Below are 14,329 nucleotides of genomic sequence, written 5' to 3' on the forward strand. Positions count from 1 at the left end.
TTTCTCCGGCCTCCCAGTTTCGCGTCCAGGGATTTACTTAACGATCCCTCGTTCGGAGGAAAGGAATTAGCTCTTTCGCGTGAATAGGGTTCACCCCTGGGGGTGCGTACAGCGGACGGATTCGCTCGCTCCGCGCGCGAGTCGCGGTGCCAGCCGGGCGGTGACGGCCCGCAGGATCCGTACGTACCGGCTCCACCGGACCGGGTGGGCCACGCCCCCGGTCAGCGCGTGCTCCGCGCGGTCCAGGCAGTGCCGGAAGACGACGTCGTGCAGGGGGCGGAAGAACAGCGGCCAGGCCGGCCAGAGCGGCCACAGCGGCCGCATCACCAGGGTGTGCCGCAGGACACTGTGCCGGTCGTCCAGGCGTTCGACGCCGAACTCGTGGAAGCCCCCGAAGCCGCGCGGCCCGGTGATCCGGAACCGGACCCAGCGGCCGGGGACGTAATGGCTGACGACGTAGCGCACCGGGCCGTGGCCGCCGTGCACGCCGACGGCGAGCGGGGCGTCGAAGCGGATCGGCGGCCAGTCGGGCGGCCAGAGGAGGTCGCCCCCGGACCCCAGGGTGTCGATGAGGGAACCCACGTCTTCCGGCCGAGCCGTAAAAGCGCGTTCGTGAATGTTGAGTACGGCGATCACGAAAGGGATCATGCCCGGCTCGCGGCTCGGGGTGAATTCCCCGAACGGGGGCCGCAGCGCGCGCCCGGCGCGCGTTCGGCCCACCGCGCGCCTTCGCGGTCACCTCTCCGCGCCCGCACCGGCCACGCCGTACGGTGGCCGATTCGCGCCGCTCCCGCCCGTCGCGGCCGGCGGCCTCCACCGCGCCCCGACTCCGTTCCGGCGCGCCCGCGGCGAGCTTTCCGGACCGGTGTGCGACTCCGGCGGGGGCGAAGATCGGCCAAAGGGCCGGGGACGCCGGAGCGGGCGGAGGGTGGGAGCGGAATCCGAGCGTAAAGCAAGGTGAGAAGGAGCGATCGACGAGCGCCGCGCGCAAGGGGGGTGGTCATGGCCCGAGGAGCCGACATTCCCGGTTCCGGACGCCCGGGGACCGGTCGGCCGGAGGCCGGCCGGCCGGCCGGACCGTCCGAGGGGCTGCCCTCGGCGTGGTCGCCGCTGCTCGCCCGGCCGGGGCTGGCCGAGCTGCTCGGGGAGCCGCTGGTGGACGCCGCGCTGGGGCACCTGCACCGGCTGCTGCCGCCGCCGGTCGCCGTGCACTCCCTGCGGACGTTCCTGCTGGCCGACGCCTGGGCGCGGGCCTGCGGGGCCGACTACGACCGGGCCGGGCTGCTCGCCGCGACGGCGTTCCACGACACCGGGCTGGTGGGGCGCGCGCCGCTCGGCCGCGGTGGCTTCCCGGCCCGTTCCGCCGAGTTGCTCGACGAGTTCCTCGCCGGGCAGCGGGTGGACGGCGAGCGGCGCCGGGCGCTGACCGGGGCGGTGCGCGCGCACCTGCGGCCGTTCCCCGCGCGGGACGCCGGGCCCGAGGCACGGCTGCTGCACTTCGGTGCCTGGCTGGACGTCACCGGACGTGGTGCGCGCCGGCTACCCGGGGAGCGGCGGCTGCTGACGCGGCTCGCGCCGACGCCCTGGTTCGTCCTCTCCTTCTCGGCCCGGACGGCGGCCTGCGGGCTGCGCCGGGTGCTGCCCGGCCCGCCGGACGCCCGCCGGTGACCGCGGGGCCGGGCCGTCCCGCTTCTGTCGTCGCGAAAGGACCGTAGACATGCACCAAGAGGACCAGCGGGTTTTCGATGTCGCCATCGTCGGAGGCGGCATCGGCGGGACGATGCTGGGGGCGATCCTCGCCCGGCACGGCGTACGGACACTGCTCCTTGAGGGCAGCGGGCACCCTCGGTTCGCCATCGGCGAGTCCACCGTCCCCGAGACCACGTTCGGCCTGCGGGTCCTGGCCCGCCGCTACGACGTGCCGGAGATCGAACACCTCGCCACCCACGGGGCGCTGCGCCGGCACGTGTCGTCGAACTGCGGGGTCAAGCGCAACTTCAGCTTCGTCTACCACCGGGAGGGCGAGCCGACCCGGGCCGAGGAGTGCACGCAGTACCCCACCTGGGGCCCGCCGCTCGGCCCCGACTCGCACTACTTCCGGCAGGACGTGGACGCCTACATGTTCCACGTCGCCGTCTCCTACGGTGTCACCGCCCACACCCACACCCTGGTCGAGGACGTCAAGTTCGAGGACGACCACGCCACCCTGATCACCCGCGACAAGGGCAGTTTCCGCGCCTCGTACGTGGTGGACGCCGGCGGGATGCGCGCCCTGCTCCCCGAGCGCCTCGGACTGCGCCAGGAGCCGCCGTACCGCACCCGCTCGCGGACGATCTTCACGCACATGGTGGACGTGCGGCCCTTCGACACCGTGGCGCCGCCGCGCGAGGAGCACGGCATGCCCAGCCCGTTCAGCCAGGGCACGCTGCACCACCTCTTCAAGGGCGGCTGGTTCTGGGTCATCCCGTTCGACAACCACAGCGCCGGCACGAGCGGTGTGTGCAGCGTCGGCGTCAACCTCGACCTCGACGAGCACCCCCGTCCGGAGGGGGTCCCGGCCGAGGAGGAGTTCTGGCAGCACGTCAACCGGTTCCCCAGCGTGGCACGGCAGTTCGAACGGGCCCGCTCGGTGCGGCCGTACGTGTCGTCGGACCGCACCCAGTTCTCCTCGCAGCAGGTGGTGGGCGACCGCTGGTGTCTGCTGCCGCACGCCAGCGACTTCATCGACCCGCTCTTCTCCAGCGGGCTCGCCGTCACCGTGATGTCCCTGAACGCGCTGGGCCACCGGCTCATCGAGGCGGTGCGCCAGGACGACTTCGACACCACCCGGTTCCAGTACCTGGAGCACTGGACCAAGCGGATGTTCCGCTTCTACGACGACCTGGTCTCGTGCAGCTACATCGCCTTCGACGACTTCGACCTCTGGAACGCCTGGAACCGGGTCTGGACCATCACCACGCTCTACGGGACCAACGCCCAGAACCAGGCCGCCGTCACCTTCGACAAGACCCGGGACCGCGCCGCCTTCGACGTCCTGGAACTACCGCCCTACCGAGGGCTCCAGGGCGTCGACAACCCCTGGGTGGAGCGATTGTTCGAGCAGTCCCGGGACGCCGTACTGGCCTACCGGGACGGTGGGCTGTCCAGGGAACAGGCGATCGAGCGGATCTACGCGCTGCTGCGGGAGAGCGAGCTGTGCCCGGCCGTGTGGGGCACCCTCGACCCGAAGGACCGCTGCCCCGCCGGGGTGTTCACGCTGTGGCCGCTGATGAAGATCCTGCTCTGGGGCAAGTTCCGCTCGCCGCAGCATGTGCGGGGCTCGTACTTCACCGGCGGCGGGCGCATGGTGGGCAAGGAGGCGGTCGAGGTGTACGCCGCCGAGCTGCGGGGCGGTGCGACGCGGGCACACCAGACCGGCCGGGACATGTGGTTCAACTGGAACCGCGACTGGACGCGGCGTCCCGCGCCCCGCACCGCGGCCGGACCCCGGTCCGGGGAGGCAGCCACGGGAAAATAAGCGCGAAGAATCATTCCTGCCGAGCGCCGGACGCTGGACAAACGTACTCCGTTTGCCGCCCAGAAGCCTCGGGTAGGTAAATCCCATGGTCGACAGATCTCATATCGACCACCGATTTCCCTGCCTGAACTGAAAGACAACGGGCTGCAATCCACAATGGCGCTAAATTCCACCTGCCACTCGCCCGCTGCGTGCTCCTGGGAAGAAATCTTCCAGCATCAGGACCGCCTCATGCGGTTGGTTCGACGACGACTTCCGAGTTTTCAGGACGCCGAGGACTGCGTTCAGGAGACAATGGCCCGCGCAGCCGCACACGCCACGTTGGACAGGAATCGACTGGGTCCCTTTCTGACATCCGTGGCGATTCGCCTCTGTATCGATTTCTACCGCGAGATGGACCGTCGCAGCAGGCTCGTGCAGCGTGCGACCCTGCTGGACTCCCCTGGCATCCCCGAGGAGGACGTCTGTGACGAGGATTTCGGCAGATGGCTGCTGGGGCAGGTGCGGAAACTGCGCGGCCGTGAGCAAGAAGTCATACTCGCCCGCGCCGCGGGAATTTCCACCGCTGAATTCGCCCGCATGCACAACATCTCCGTAAAGGCAGCAGAGGCCGCCTTCACCCGCGGCCGGGCACGCCTGAAGACGGCGTGCGCAAGAGCCCTGGAAGGCTGCGCACGATAAATCCCGGCGCCACCTCGCCGGCCAGAGACCCACCTTCGGAAAATCTCCGGAGGTGTGAGCCCGCCATGTCATCTCCGCGTACCGCAGAGAACGGAAGGGATCCTTCTCCATGGGCAACAACAAGAACATCCAGGACATCTTCAAGGACCTCGTCGGCAGTATGGCCGACAGTTCGAAGGAGGCGTTCGACGACATTCTCAACCGGTCGGAGAGCTCGGACTCGAAGTCCCGGAACCCCGTCGACACGCTGGCCGGACTGCCGGCGAGCACGCTGGCCGCCCTGGCCGGCGCGGTCAACCCGGCGACCGCCCTCGCCGGGGCCAGCAACCCCCTGGCCGCGCTCGCCGGCGGGGCGGGCAACCCGCTCGCCGCGCTGGCCGGCGGTGGGGGCAACCCGCTCGCCGCGCTCACCGGGGCGGCCGGGCAGTTGGGCGGCATCGGCGGCGCCGCGCAGAACCCCCTGGCGGCACTCGCCGGCGGCGGGGGCAACCCGCTCGCCGCGCTCACCGGCGGCGGAGGCAACCCCCTCGCCGCGATCGCCGGCGGCGGGGCCAACCCGCTCGCCGCGCTCACCGGGGCCGCCAACCCGCTCGCGGCACTCGCCGGCGGCGGGGCCAACCCCCTCGGCGCGCTGGCCGGGGCGGGCAACCCGCTCGCGGCGCTGGGCGCGGCCGGCAACCCGCTGGCCGCGCTCACCGGTGCGGCCGGTGCCCTCGGCGGACTCGGCCAGCTCGCCGGAGGCGCGGGGCACGCCGCGGCCGGCGTGGGTGACGTCCTGTCGTCGGTGGCCTCGCTCCCCGCCCAGCTCAACCAGCTCGGCGAGATGATCACCTCACTGCTGCAGGCGCTGCAGAGCCAGGTGGGCCAGGCCGCCGGGCAGGCCGCCTCGGCGACCGGTCAGGCGGCGGGCGGGGCGGCCAAGGCGGCCGGTGGCACCGCCAAGGGGGTCACCGGCGCCGCCGGCGGCCTCGGCTTCCGGGGCGGACTGCCCTCCGTCCTCTGACCTGCCCCGCCCCACCCGCCCGTCCCGCTCCGCCGGTCGCACCGTGACCCTCCGGCTGACGGCGTGGCATCCGCCGTGCACATCGAGAGGATCGCTCACCATGCCGTCTGCCGTCGGCGACCGGCTGCGTCTCGTGGTCAAGGTCCTGGGAAGCCTCGTCGCCGACGAGGTCGGCCAGGCCACCAGGGCGCGGCGCCGGAAACGGGACACGGGGCCCCCGGTGGTGTCCGCCGATCCCCTGGAGGGGACGTCGGCGGGCGTCACCGGGGCCGAACAGCGCCGAGCCAGGGCGGTGCGCCACGCCCTGGAGAGCCTCGGCCCGTTCTACGTGAAGCTGGGCCAGATCCTGTCCACCCGCCCCGACATGGTCCCCGAGTCGATCCGGGACGAGCTGCAGAACCTGCACGACCAGGTCGACGTCCAGCCGTTCTCGGAGTTCGAGCCGGTGCTGGCCCGGGATCTCGGACCGGACTGGAAACTGCGCTTCGACGACATCGAGACCGTCAAGCCGCTGGGGGCCGCCTCGCTCGCCCAGGTCTACCGGGTGATCCTGCCCGGCGGCCGGCCCGCCGTGGTGAAGATCCAGCGGCCCGGCATCCGCGAGGGCGTCCTCGCCGACATGGCGCTGATGCGCCGGGCCGCCAGAATCGTCGCCAAGGTCGCGCCCCGCTTCAACGAGGTGATCGACATCGAGGCGATGCTCGGCTGCGTCTTCGACGCGATGGAACCCGAGCTGGACTTCAACGGCGAGGCCCGCAACATGGACGAGGCCCGCGAGCACATGAAGTCCTTCCGCACCCTGGAGGTGCCGCGGGTGCTGCACTCCAGCCCCCGGGTGCTGGTCCAGTCGCTGGCGGCCGGGACGTCGGTGCGGCACATCGACCGCGCGCACTTCACCGACAGCGAGCGCATCGAGCTGGGCAAGGACCTGCTGCGCTTCATGTACCACGGGTACTTCGTCCACCGCTTCTTCCACGCCGACCCGCACGCGGGCAACGTCTTCGCCGCCCCCGGGGTGCCGGCCACGGTCATCGACTGGGGCATGGTCGGCCGGCTGGACCGGCGTACCAGCCTGCAACTGCTGCCGCTGTTCATGACCCTCGCGCAGAACGACGGCGCGGGCCTCGCCCAGCACTGGGCGGAGATGGGCCGCGTCACCTCGTGGAGCAACATGGCGGCGTTCACCTCGGACATGGCCGCCTTCGTCCCCAAGGTCTCCCATCTCTCCCTGGCGGAACTGAACTTCGGTGTGTCGCTGACCACCGTGCTGGCCAAGGCGACCAAGCGGGGCATCGGTTCGCCGCCGGCGATCTCGCTGCTGGGGAAGTCCTTCGCCAACCTGGACGGCTCCGTGCGCCATCTGGCGCCCGAGATCACGCTGCCCGAGGTGTTCGAGGGAGAGGTGCCGAGGATCCTGCTCGCGCTGGGCAAGGAGTTCCTCGGCCGCAACCAGTTCGCCCGCAACTCCATGGAGGTGCTGCTCGCCGCCGTCACCAGCCCGGAGCAGCTCCGCTCGGTCCTCGGCGACGTCGCCAACCGGCAGTTCGCGCTGCATGTGCACGAGCCGCGGACGCCCGCCGCGATGGGCGGCCAGCGGCCCACCCGGCCCTCCGGCGGCCTGCTGGCCCTCGGGGCGCTCGCCTTCCTGCTCGGCCGCAGCCGCGGCCGCTGAGCCGGCCCCGCACGCCCTCTCCCCCGCCCCGCCACCCACTCGGAGGTTTCCCCATGCCGGACACCGCACGGCCGCAGCAGTCCTCGCCCGCGTCGGGCGTCCCCCTGCCGGACGGGCTCTCACGGGTCGCCCTGTGGACGGCGGCGGCGCACGCCGCGGAGCACCGGCGGCCGGCGCCGTACGTCCTCGACCCGTGGGCCGGTGACTTCCTGCACGCGGCCGGGTTCCGCGGCGGTCCGCCGGGGGACGGCCCGTTGCAGCGGCTGCTGCCCGACTGGGCGGTGGTGCGCACCCGGTTCTTCGACGAGCATCTGACCTCCGCCGCCCGTTCCGGCTGCCGTCAGGTGGTGCTGCTCGACGCCGGGCTCGACACCCGCGCCTTCCGGCTCGACTGGCCGACCGGCGTGCACGTCTTCGAGGTGGCGGACCCGGCACTGCTGACGTTCAAGGACTACGTGCTGGACCTGGCGCCGCCCACCTGCGGCCGCCGCAGCGCCGTGGGCGTCGATCCGGCCGGGGCCTGGGCCGAGCCGCTGCGGGCGGCCGGTTTCGATCCGGCGCTGCCCACCGCCTGGCTCTGCGAGACGCTCCTCTACCACCTCCCGCCGCGACAGGTGGCGTCCCTGGTCGACGCCATGACGCGGCTGTCCGCGCCCGGCAGCACCTTCGGCGCGGAGTGCGTCAACGCGCGTGCCGTCGACTCCCCGGTCGTCGCGCCCTTCCTCGACGCCCTCGCCGCCACCGGCATCGCCTGGCACTGGCGGCTCGCCGAGCCGGAGCGCTGGTGGGCCGAGCAGGGCTGGGACGCGGCCGTCGCCGACCTCTTCACCCTGCCCTACGTGGTCCAGCGGCTGGCACCCCACCTGCCCCTGCTGGGCGAGGCCGCCGCGAAGACGGTGTTCCTGACCACGGGGACGCTCGCCGCGCGGGGATGAACCGGCGTGCCGACGGCTCCCGGCGCCGCGCGCCGGAAGCCGTCGTACCGTGCCGGACGGTGTCGTACGGGGCCGGCGGCTACCCCCGCTCCAGTTCCTCCAGCGCCGCCAGCCACAGGTCCGGCAGGGCGTCGGCGGAGGTCAGGTTCTCGTCGTGGACCACCGAGAGGCAGGCCGCGTCGCCCTGGCACGTCATCGTCACCATGCAGCGGATGCCGGAGGCCAGGCCGGAGTAGACGGCGGACCACCGGGAGGCCACGCCCCGGTGGACCAGCGGGCCGCCGAAGTTGACGCTGCTCGCCGGGCAGGCCACCACCCGGCCGTTGACCAGGCGCAGGCCGATCCGGGCGCCCAGCGCCCGCGGGGTCGCGGCCAGCAGCAGCCGGAAGGCGTCGCGCCGCCGCCCGTCGCGCAGTCTGCCGGTGCTGGCCGCCACCCGCCCGAGCGCCCGCCGCGGTGACTCCTCGTCGCAGGGCAGCAGCACCCGCGCGGTGACCATCCGGTTGCCCGGGTACCCCTCCTCGCCCGGTGCCCGCACCGACATCGGCACCACCACCGGGAGCGGCGGGTGGACGGTGCCGGTGGCCTTCAGGTGCCAGGTGCGCACGGCGTGCGAGAGCGCGGCGAGGTACACGTCGTTGACGCTGCCGCCGTGCGCCCGGCCGAGGGCGCGCAGCCTGGCCAGGGTGGTGTGCGCGTGGCGCACCGCGGCCAGGCCGCCGACCGGCCCGTCGAAACCCGGCTTGGCCCTGGCCGGTCCGAACCCGGTCGCCACGTCGCCGAGGACGCCGGCCAGCCCCGCGAGGGCCGGGCGGGCGCCGCCCTGCGCCGGCGGCCCGTTCCCGGGGTCGTCGTCGAGCAGGGCGCGGGCGGCGTGGGCGGCACCCACGCCGTCCTGGGCGGTGTGGTCGGTGCGGTAGCACAGGGCGTGGCCGCCCGCCGCGCCGTGCACCAGCAGCACCTCCCAGAGCGGGCCGTCCCCGGTCTCCAGGGGCCGGGACAGCAGCAGCCGCCCCAGCCCCGTGCCGTCGATGGGCCCGGGCAGGTGCACCTCGTGCACGTGCCGCTCCACGGCGACGTGGTCGATCCGCCGGAACACCGGGCTGTCCCGCGCGGGACGGTAACGCAGCGCCGGGATGGCGTGGACGCGTTCGGCCACCCGCGCGTGTACCGCGTCGAGGGCCGGGGCGGGGCCGTCGAAGGCGAACACGAACGGGACGGGCAGCGGTCGGCCGCCCGCGGCCAGCCGGTAGGCGACGTCCACGGTCCCCATCCGGAGGGTGGCCGGCAGCCCGGCGTCGGCGTCGATGGCCACACCGGTGGCGGCGTGGCCGTCGGCGCCGGTACCGGAGCGGGGGCGCGTCAGTCGCATCGTGAACCTTCCTGTGGGGTGCGTGGGACAGCCTGCCGGTTCGCGGTGGTCGTCAGCACGTGCGACGCACGACCCGGCCGTGTATGTCCACGTAGGCGCGGAGCAGGGCCCGGCCGGGGCCGCGTACCGGCAGGCGGGGGGCGCGCGAGCGGTGCCAGGGCATCGGGTCGCCCGTTCCCCGCTCGCCCAGCAGTGCGGCGGCGACGTGCTCGCCGTGCGCCACCGACAGGGCCAGGCCGTGGCCGCCGCAGCCGCCGATGTACCAGACGTCGGGGAAGCCGTGCAGCGGCCCGACCACCGGCACGTCGTCGGCGGTCATGGCGATCCGGCCGGACCAGCGGTGGGTGACGCTGACCTGGGCCAGCTCGGGGTGGAGGGACCGCAGCCACCGCTCCAGCCAGTACCAGGCCCGCTCGCGCTGGGCCTGCAGCCGGGGCGTGCCGAGACCGGACGGGAGGGCCGCGCTGCCGCCGCCCGCCATCACACCGCGGTCCGGGAGCAGCCGGAAGTACGGCGCCAGCGGCACCGCGTCCACCACCGAGTACCCCGCGCGCCCGCCCAGTGCCTCGTACGCCGGGGCGCTCAGGGGCGCGGTGGCGAGCGCGTACACCTCCAGTGGGAAGACCGTGCCCACCGGAAGGTTGAGGTGCTGTGCCGCGGAGTTGACGGCCAGTACCGCCTGTCCGGCGTAGAGCCGGCCGTGCGGGAAGACCAGTTCGGGGCCGACCAGGTCGCCGGGGCGGACCGTGAGGAGCGGGCTCTCGCCGTAGAAGCGCACGCCCTTGGCGACGCAGGCGCGGGCCAGCGCGCCGGTCAGGGCGGCCGGGTCGAGGGCCGCCGCGGGGCGGTGCACCAGCCCCGCCCGGTAGGCGACGCCGACCCTTTCGCGGATGCCGGCCGCGGAGAGGACCGGTACGTCCAGGCCGAGTTCGCGGTAGGCGCGGGCCTGGCGGGCGAGGGCCATCAGGCCCCCGGGTGAGCGCGCGGCCATGATCTGCGCGCCGGGCCGCACCCAGGGCACGTCGAGCCGGGCGCACAGGTCGAGGACGTCCGTGACCGCCCGGAGGCTGGCCTGGTGCATGCGGCGGGCGGTGCCCGGACCGAAGCGGCGCACCGCCCGGTCGACCGCCGGGCCGGCCCGGGGGCCGAGCAGGCCGGTGCCCCGGCCGCTGGCGCCCGCGGCCGGTCCCTGGGCGTCGATCACGGCGATGTCCAGGCCGGGGGCGCGTTCCGCCAGGTGGTAGGCGCAGGCCAGGCCGGCCAGACCGGCGCCGACGACGGCCACGTCCGCGGTGACCACGCCGTGCACCTGGGGCTGGGGCGCCGGTTCCGCCGGGCCCCAGTACGGCGTCCCGGCCGGGGGACCGCTCATCCGAGCCGTTCCGGGTGCGCGCCGGCCGGGGCTCCGGGGCCGTCCCGGTCCGCGCCGGCCGCCGGGGCTCCGGGGCCGTCCACGACCGCCTCGGCCAGGGGGCCGGCCGGGACGTCGAAGCCGTCCAGGTCCGCCCCGGTCAGGAAGCCGAACCGGCGGTCGTGCCAGAGCAGTGGGCGGCCGCCGCCGACGTGCACGGCCGCGACCCGGCCGACGACCAGGTGGTGGTCGCCGTAGCGGCGTACGTCCTCCGTCAGGCAGACCGACCAGGCGAGCGCGCCGTCCAGCACCGGCACGCCCAGCACCTGCCGGGTGCCGGTGCCCGCGAAGCGTTCGGCGGCGGTCGTCGTGGGCGAGGCGAACCGGCCGGCCAGTTCCCGCTGTTCCTCGCGCAGCAGGTGCACGGCGAAGGCGCGGCGGGCCCGGACGGCGGCGAGGGTGCGGGAGCCGTCGCGCAGACAGGCCAGCAGCAGCGGCGGGCGGGCGGAGAGCGAGGTGACGGCGGAGACGGTCATGCCGAGCGGGCCGTCCTCGCCGCGAGCGGTCACGACGGTGACTCCCGCGGCCAGCTTGGCGTAGAGCCCGAGGCAGCGGGCGGCGCCCGGGCCGGGCTCCTCGCGCAGCGCCTCGCCGGACGGGGCCGGGGGCGGGAGCGAGGGCGTGATGTCCGGGTGCGCCCGGTCAGCGACCGGCCGCGGCGGCGCGCTCATCGGTCACCTCCGCGCCCAGCAGACCCGCCACGATCTCCCCGATGAGGGTGCGCAGGGTGGACTCGGCGACCGGGTCGAGGATGTCCGCGAGGCTGGGGATGCCGAGGTCGAAGTCGGCCGTGAAGACGACGAGCGTGCCACCGTCGCGTGCCTCGCAGCGCCAGTCCCCGGCGAAGGTCTGGAAGTCGCCGCTGAGCTGTTCGAAGGCCAGGCTGAGGGTGTCGGGGGCGAAGGTGTCCCGTTCCCGCCAGCGCATCAGGCCGCCGCGGAAGAGGACGGTCCACTGCGAGAGCGCGGTGCCGTCCGGCAGCGGCGGTTCGACGGTGACCTCCCGGACGGTCTCGGTGAACTCGGGATAGCGGCGGAAGTCGCTGATCCGGCGGTACGCCTCGGCCGGGTCGACTCCGTCGGCGATCGCGTGCAGAACCACGTGGGGCATGGGCTTGTCCGGTTCCTTCCGGTCTGTCTGTCTGTCCGGTTCGTCTTTCCGGTCTGTCCTTTCCGGGCGGGCGGTCAGCCGGCCATCCGGGCGGCGGTGCTGCGCAGGCCCTCGGCGAGGGTGGTGCGGAAGAACGCGAGCGCGGCGTCGTCGACCACGGCGGGCGGGGTCAGCCGCAGCACCCGGGTGGAGTTGAGCGAGTGGTTGACGAGCACGCCGCGCGCGATCAGCTCCAGCAGGAGTTCCCCGACGGCCTGCTCCCGGGCGAACTCCATGCCGATCAGCAGGCCCCGGCCGCGCACCTCGTGCACCAGACCGCCCTCGTAGGGCGCGCAGACCTGCCGTACGTCGGCGAGCAGCCGCTCACCGAGGGCCGCGGCCCTGGCCACGGTCTGCTCGCGTTCCATCGCCCGTACGGTGGCGAGCGCGGCGGCGCAGGCGATCGGGGAGGCGCCGAAGGTGGAGGTGTGCAGATACGGGTCGCGGCTGAACGGGCCGTACGTCTCGGCGGTGGCCGCCATCGCGGCGATCGGTACGACGCCGCCGCTGAGCCCCTTGCCGATCAGCATGATGTCCGGGCGCACGTCCTCGGCGTCGACGCCGAACCAGGTGCCCAGCCGTCCCATGCCGGTCTGGATCTCGTCGACGACGAGCAGGGCGCCGTAGGACCGGCACAGCTCGGCGACCCGGCGCAGGTAGCCGGGGCGCGGGATGCGTACGCCGCCCTCGCCCTGGACGGGTTCCAGGACGACGACCGCCTTGTCGCGGCGGGCGGACAGGGCCTGTTCGAGGTCGGCGGGATCGTCGTAGCCGACCTGGGTGACGTCCGGGAGCAGGGGCAGGAACGGCTTCTGGTACGTGTCGTTCGCGGTGACGCTGAGCGCGCCGAGCGTCTTGCCGTGGAAGCCCTTGCGGGTGGTGATCACCGAGGTACGGCCGTGCGCGCGGGCCAGTTTCAGGGCGGCCTCGGTGGCCTCGGCGCCGGAGTTGACGAAGTGGATGTGGTCGAGGCCGGGCGGGGTGTGCGCGGCCAGGGCCCGGGCGGCGTGGGCGGCGACGGGTTCGAGGAAGACGCGGCTGGCCAGCGGGTGGGTGTCGATCTGCCGGTGGACGGCCTCGACGACGGCCGGGTGGCGGTGGCCCATCAGGAAGACGCCGTAGCCGCCGAAGTTGAGGAAGCGGCGGCCGTCGTCGGCGTGGATCCACGGTCCCTCGGAACGGACCTCGGCCATGCCGCCCATGACCCGGCCCATCACCGCGCGCCCGGAGCCGATGTGCTTGAGGTAGAGGTCGACGATGTTCTCGCCGGGGCCGGTGCCGGGTGCGGGGCCGGTGCCGGGTGCGGGGCCGGTGCCGGGTGCGGGGCCGGTGCCGGGCTCCGGCGCCGCCGGCGCGGGTGCGGTTCCGGTCTCCGGGGGCGAGAGGGTCATGAGGCCACCTCCGTGGGGGTCCGGTCCGCCGCGTGGAGCCGGCGGGACAGTGCGGGCCGGCCCTCGGCCCAGCTCTCCAGGTTGCGCACGAGCGCGGCCCGGATGTCGGTGTGGGTGACATGGGTGCCGCAGTCGGGCTCGCCCAGGGAGGAGTCGAAGGGCAGGTCGCTCTGGAACACCAGCAGCAGCTCCGCGTAGTAGCGGAACCGCTGGCGGACCGCGCTGGGCAGCGAGGTGCCCTCCAGCATCGGCAGCAGCAGCCGGTGCACCGCCTCGACCGGGATCAGCCGGGGCCGCGGCGGCCGGGGCAGACCGAGCCGGACGGCGAACTCCCCGCAGACGTCGGCGATCTCCCGCAGCTCGACCGCCTCCTTGCCCGCGGTCAGCCAGTACTCGCCGCTGCCCACCCCGCCGCGGACGAGGTCGCCGACGGCGCGGCAGACGTAGTCCTGCGGGACCATGTCGATCCGGGCCTCGGGGGCGCCCGGCAGCACCGGGACCTGGCCCATGACCATCGCGGCGATCGTCTTGGTCAGGCCCTGCTGGCCCGCGATCCGGCCGGTGGCGGAGTGGCCCATCACGACGGAGGGGCGGACGAGAGCGCCCGGCAGGCCCGAGTCGCGCATCATCTGCTCGGCGCGGGTCTTGGAGTCGAGGTAGGCGGCGGCGCCCGGGAAGCGCTCCCGGTCCTCCTCGGACGGCGTGTTCGCCACGAAGGCCGTGCTCACCAGGTACAGGGGGGCGTCGGCGCGGGCGGCCAGGTCGAGGACGGTGTCGGTGCCGAGGGTGTTGGTCCGCACGATCTCCTCGGGCGGGATGTGCCAGTTGGTCTGCGCGGCGGAGTGCACCACCACGTCGACCCGCAGGGCGAGTTCGTACCACTGCCGGGGCGAGAGGCCGAAGCGCGGGGCGAGCAGGTCGCCCTCGATCTCGCCCACCCGCGGGTCGTCGAGCGGTCGGGTGCGGCGCAGGCAGAGCAGGTCGAAGTCGGGGACGAGTTCGTCGATCAGGGCCCGGCCGAGCACGCCCGAACCGCCGGTGAGCAGCAGGGTGGGCCGGCCGTCCGGCCCGGTGCGGGCCGGGACCGGCGACAGAAGGGGGGGAGGTGGGGTGTTGCGCGACATGGTCGGCTCCATGAAGGGTTGACGAGGGAGGTCGTGGACGCCGTACGGGGGGAGCGGGCGGTGCGGCTCGTCCG

At 74.0% G+C, this 14,329-nt stretch carries 12 protein-coding genes and 1 pseudogene; 6 read left to right on the plus strand and 7 right to left on the minus strand.

Going from position 1 to position 14,329, the window contains the following annotated elements; genetic code table 11:
- Positions 1-90: 90 nt before the first annotated feature.
- Entirely contained in the window at positions 91-636 is a 546-nt protein-coding gene (locus ABEB00_RS27345) for an SRPBCC family protein (protein WP_345623037.1), read from the minus strand.
- Positions 637-1,002: 366 nt separating this feature from the next.
- Between ABEB00_RS27345 and ABEB00_RS27350 the strand changes: the two genes are divergently transcribed.
- The 6 genes from ABEB00_RS27350 (at position 1,003) to ABEB00_RS27375 (ending at position 7,808) form a co-directional block, all read left to right on the plus strand.
- A complete protein-coding gene (locus ABEB00_RS27350; protein ID WP_345623038.1) occupies positions 1,003-1,668 on the plus strand; it encodes a hypothetical protein in 666 nt (221 codons plus the stop codon).
- Positions 1,669-1,717: 49 nt separating this feature from the next.
- Positions 1,718-3,517 (plus strand): NAD(P)/FAD-dependent oxidoreductase, encoded by a 1,800-nt coding sequence (locus tag ABEB00_RS27355; protein WP_345623039.1) that lies wholly within the window; start codon positions 1,718-1,720, stop codon positions 3,515-3,517.
- Between the two features lie 156 nt (positions 3,518-3,673).
- Positions 3,674-4,198: an RNA polymerase sigma factor gene (locus ABEB00_RS27360; protein WP_345623040.1), complete on the plus strand. Its 525-nt coding sequence runs from the start codon at positions 3,674-3,676 to the stop codon at positions 4,196-4,198.
- A 109-nt stretch (positions 4,199-4,307) separates the two neighbouring features.
- Positions 4,308-5,201: a TrbL/VirB6 family protein gene (locus ABEB00_RS27365; RefSeq protein WP_345623041.1), complete on the plus strand. Its 894-nt coding sequence runs from the start codon at positions 4,308-4,310 to the stop codon at positions 5,199-5,201.
- A 100-nt stretch (positions 5,202-5,301) separates the two neighbouring features.
- Positions 5,302-6,873, plus strand: a complete 1,572-nt coding sequence (locus tag ABEB00_RS27370; protein ID WP_345623042.1) for an ABC1 kinase family protein — start codon at positions 5,302-5,304, stop codon at positions 6,871-6,873.
- Between the two features lie 53 nt (positions 6,874-6,926).
- Positions 6,927-7,808 (plus strand): SAM-dependent methyltransferase, encoded by an 882-nt coding sequence (locus tag ABEB00_RS27375; RefSeq protein ID WP_345623043.1) that lies wholly within the window; start codon positions 6,927-6,929, stop codon positions 7,806-7,808.
- Between the two features lie 79 nt (positions 7,809-7,887).
- Here the strand turns inward: ABEB00_RS27375 and ABEB00_RS27380 are convergent, their stop codons facing one another.
- The 6 genes and pseudogenes from ABEB00_RS27380 to ABEB00_RS27405 all read right to left on the minus strand — a co-directional run bounded on the left by ABEB00_RS27380 (position 7,888) and on the right by ABEB00_RS27405 (position 14,255).
- Positions 7,888-9,180, minus strand: coding sequence for a wax ester/triacylglycerol synthase domain-containing protein (locus tag ABEB00_RS27380; RefSeq protein WP_345623044.1), 1,293 nt, complete (start codon positions 9,178-9,180; stop codon positions 7,888-7,890).
- Between the two features lie 52 nt (positions 9,181-9,232).
- Entirely contained in the window at positions 9,233-10,552 is a 1,320-nt protein-coding gene (locus ABEB00_RS27385) for an NAD(P)/FAD-dependent oxidoreductase (RefSeq protein WP_345623046.1), read from the minus strand.
- A gap of 137 nt (positions 10,553-10,689) precedes the next feature.
- A pseudogene (locus ABEB00_RS27390) lies at positions 10,690-11,262 on the minus strand (flavin reductase family protein); the annotation flags it as partial.
- Positions 11,234-11,701, minus strand: a complete 468-nt coding sequence (locus ABEB00_RS27395) for an SRPBCC family protein (protein WP_345623048.1) — start codon at positions 11,699-11,701, stop codon at positions 11,234-11,236. The pseudogene ABEB00_RS27390 and the gene ABEB00_RS27395, both read right to left, overlap by 29 nt.
- Before the next feature lie 74 nt (positions 11,702-11,775).
- Positions 11,776-13,131 carry an aspartate aminotransferase family protein gene (locus tag ABEB00_RS27400; protein ID WP_345623050.1) on the minus strand — a complete coding sequence of 452 codons (1,356 nt, stop codon included), beginning with the start codon at positions 13,129-13,131 and terminating at the stop codon, positions 11,776-11,778.
- Positions 13,128-14,255, minus strand: a complete 1,128-nt coding sequence (locus ABEB00_RS27405; protein ID WP_345623051.1) for an SDR family oxidoreductase — start codon at positions 14,253-14,255, stop codon at positions 13,128-13,130. The genes ABEB00_RS27400 and ABEB00_RS27405 overlap by 4 nt, the downstream gene beginning before the upstream one ends.
- Between the last annotated feature and the right edge of the window lie 74 nt (positions 14,256-14,329).

The sequence above is a fragment of the Streptomyces ziwulingensis genome, assembly GCF_039542605.1.
In the GTDB taxonomy this organism is placed as follows: domain Bacteria; phylum Actinomycetota; class Actinomycetes; order Streptomycetales; family Streptomycetaceae; genus Streptomyces; species Streptomyces ziwulingensis.

Coding starts and splice junctions, on each gene's coding strand:
- ABEB00_RS27380 (WP_345623044.1), bottom strand. CDS start 9,180: ATGCGACTGACGCGCCCCCGCTCCGGTACCGGCGCCGACGGCCACGCC.
- ABEB00_RS27350 (WP_345623038.1), top strand. CDS start 1,003: ATGGCCCGAGGAGCCGACATTCCCGGTTCCGGACGCCCGGGGACCGGT.
- ABEB00_RS27365 (WP_345623041.1), top strand. CDS start 4,308: ATGGGCAACAACAAGAACATCCAGGACATCTTCAAGGACCTCGTCGGC.
- ABEB00_RS27405 (WP_345623051.1), bottom strand. CDS start 14,255: ATGTCGCGCAACACCCCACCTCCCCCCCTTCTGTCGCCGGTCCCGGCC.
- ABEB00_RS27375 (WP_345623043.1), top strand. CDS start 6,927: ATGCCGGACACCGCACGGCCGCAGCAGTCCTCGCCCGCGTCGGGCGTC.
- ABEB00_RS27400 (WP_345623050.1), bottom strand. CDS start 13,131: ATGACCCTCTCGCCCCCGGAGACCGGAACCGCACCCGCGCCGGCGGCG.
- ABEB00_RS27355 (WP_345623039.1), top strand. CDS start 1,718: ATGCACCAAGAGGACCAGCGGGTTTTCGATGTCGCCATCGTCGGAGGC.
- ABEB00_RS27395 (WP_345623048.1), bottom strand. CDS start 11,701: ATGCCCCACGTGGTTCTGCACGCGATCGCCGACGGAGTCGACCCGGCC.
- ABEB00_RS27370 (WP_345623042.1), top strand. CDS start 5,302: ATGCCGTCTGCCGTCGGCGACCGGCTGCGTCTCGTGGTCAAGGTCCTG.
- ABEB00_RS27385 (WP_345623046.1), bottom strand. CDS start 10,552: ATGAGCGGTCCCCCGGCCGGGACGCCGTACTGGGGCCCGGCGGAACCG.
- ABEB00_RS27360 (WP_345623040.1), top strand. CDS start 3,674: ATGGCGCTAAATTCCACCTGCCACTCGCCCGCTGCGTGCTCCTGGGAA.